Genomic DNA, 2108 nt, shown 5'->3' with positions numbered 1-2108 from the left:
TAGTTACTTGCACTTATACACCCTTAATTTGTGAAAAAAACCTCTAAAAACCGCTAAAACGTCACTTTTTTATTTTCTAAGCAGACCCTAAATAACAAAAATTTGATCAAGACCATTACCGGACACCTAACTGGGATTTTGCGCCGTTTATATGAACTTCATCCTGGGTTTCTACATCATATGTCAAAGCGGGTTTTCCATCCAATAAAGGCAACGGCCATGTGCCCGCCAATTTTACGGTTCTGAATTTTGAAGTGGAGGACATCGAAGAGACCGTAGACCAACTGAAAAGCAAGGGGGTTACCTTTGAGCAATACCCGCAACCCACCGAAACAGATGAGAAAGGCATTTATCGTGGAGGTTCCGGCCCTGCAGCCATTGCCTGGTTTAAGGACCCTGCAGGGAATATATTATCGGTACTGGAGGAATAGTAATGTTGAATGTATTCCGAATACGGTGGTAGGTAAGACCGCTAAACCAGAAGATAAATTTCATTGCTTTACCGTTGGCCAACCATCCACCCAGCTTATCTTTTCAATACCCAAACGCTCATAGCCATCGGTGTAGGCATGAAAAACCAAATAATCGATTCCGTCAAAAGTATAGGCAGCATTGTGCCCCCGGGCGTAGACGGTGCTGTCCGGTCCCGTATCACCACCCAGCACAAAGGTTCCCCCATTTTTGGCCAGGTCGACCCCGTCCTTGTCCAGGTAGGGGCCGGTGATATTTTCAGCCCTTCCCACCCGGATATTATAGGTGCTATTGGGGCCGGCGCAGCACCTGTCCCAGGACACAAACAGGTAATAATAGTCGTCTTTTTTAAAGATAAAGGGAGCTTCAACGGCACCATTGCCTACTTCTTCGTCCGTGTATTTAAAGTCCCGCGGGCGGGCGGCGATGGTGTGCCACTCCTGTGGTTCGGCAGGGGTTTTAAAGTCCTTGCTAAGCTTGACCATTTTCAGCCCGTTCCAATGGGAGCCAAAGGTCAGCCAGGGCGTCCCTTGTTCGTCCACGGTCAGGTTAGGGTCAATGGCATTCCAGTGGTCGCGGCCCGTTACGGATTGCATCACCAGGCCCCGATCCTCCCATTTGTAATCTTCTGATAAGGGGTTTAGCGTTTTATTCGTTGCCATACCGATCACCGAGGTATTTTTTCCAAAGATAGAAGTGGCATAATACAGGTACCATTGCCCCTCATGGTAGCTCAGATCCGGTGCCCAAAAACCCAGGCCTTTAAAGCTTGGCAGCCTTTCTGCCACCCATTCCGGTGCTTCACTGAATACGGAGGGTTCTTTTTTCCATGTTTTCATATCCTTTGAGGACCATACCTGAATACCACCACCGGTAAAATAAATATAGTAGGTACCGCCCTCTTTGGCCATGGTGGGATCCCGTACCCCGGGATCGGTGGTGATATCCCCTACTTCGAAATGGCCGTTTTTGTCTGGAGAGGCATCAACCTGCTGAGCCATTACATTCAAGTTACAGGCCAGAAATAAGGTTATTGCAAAAAAATATTTCATGTTACATGGGTTTGATTGGTTAATGGCGCAATATAATTATCAAATATCAAGGCCAGCTATCATTTGTTTATTTTATTGCTCTTGTTAGAATCATTTTACTTTCATCCTGGGTCTTTAAGTTTTTTGAAAACGGACCAGCATCCTTCTATGCACATGGGATTGGTAGGGACCATTTTCATATAATCCTTTTCAAAAGTTACCCTGTAATAGACTGTTTGCGTTTCATCGTTATCGCAAATTAAATCCACGACCAATTCCTCATCCGTGAATTGGTAAGAACCCTTTCCGCAGTCTTCCTGGGGATTGATTCAAAGACGCCTACCTTTACCGGGTAAATTAAAAAGATAGCGTTCAGTTAACAAGCCTCCATCTGTCGTAATTTGCAATCACACCATTTGTTGAAAAAAGAGGCATTTGCAATGCCGGAATCCTGTGACAAATTACTGGAAATTGATATTCCGACCATTAATTTTTTTCCAAAAAACCAGGTCAATGCTATTAAGTTAAGCTTTTTTGTTTTTTATTTTGGTTTCAAAATTGAAAAATTTTGATTTTCAACTGCTAGTTTTGGACTTTTTATTAGGT

The 2108-nt window shown here is 44.3% G+C and carries 1 protein-coding gene and 1 pseudogene; one reads left to right on the top strand and one right to left on the bottom strand.

Features of this window, described 5'->3' with window-relative positions; all coding sequences use genetic code 11:
- Positions 1-206 precede the first annotated feature (206 nt).
- A pseudogene (locus BUB19_RS23760) lies at positions 207-431 on the top strand (VOC family protein); the annotation flags it as partial.
- 60 nt (positions 432-491) lie between these two features.
- On the opposite strand, the gene BUB19_RS23755 reads toward BUB19_RS23760, so the two are convergent.
- Positions 492-1523 carry an arabinan endo-1,5-alpha-L-arabinosidase gene (locus BUB19_RS23755; RefSeq protein ID WP_073098408.1) on the bottom strand — a complete coding sequence of 344 codons (1032 nt, stop codon included), beginning with the start codon at positions 1521-1523 and terminating at the stop codon, positions 492-494.
- Positions 1524-2108 lie beyond the last annotated feature (585 nt).

This window comes from Cyclobacterium lianum (assembly GCF_900143075.1).
Lineage (GTDB): Bacteria > Bacteroidota > Bacteroidia > Cytophagales > Cyclobacteriaceae > Cyclobacterium > Cyclobacterium lianum.
The sequence above is the reverse complement of the archived record's forward strand: the minus strand, read 5'-3'. Positions and strand labels throughout refer to the sequence as shown.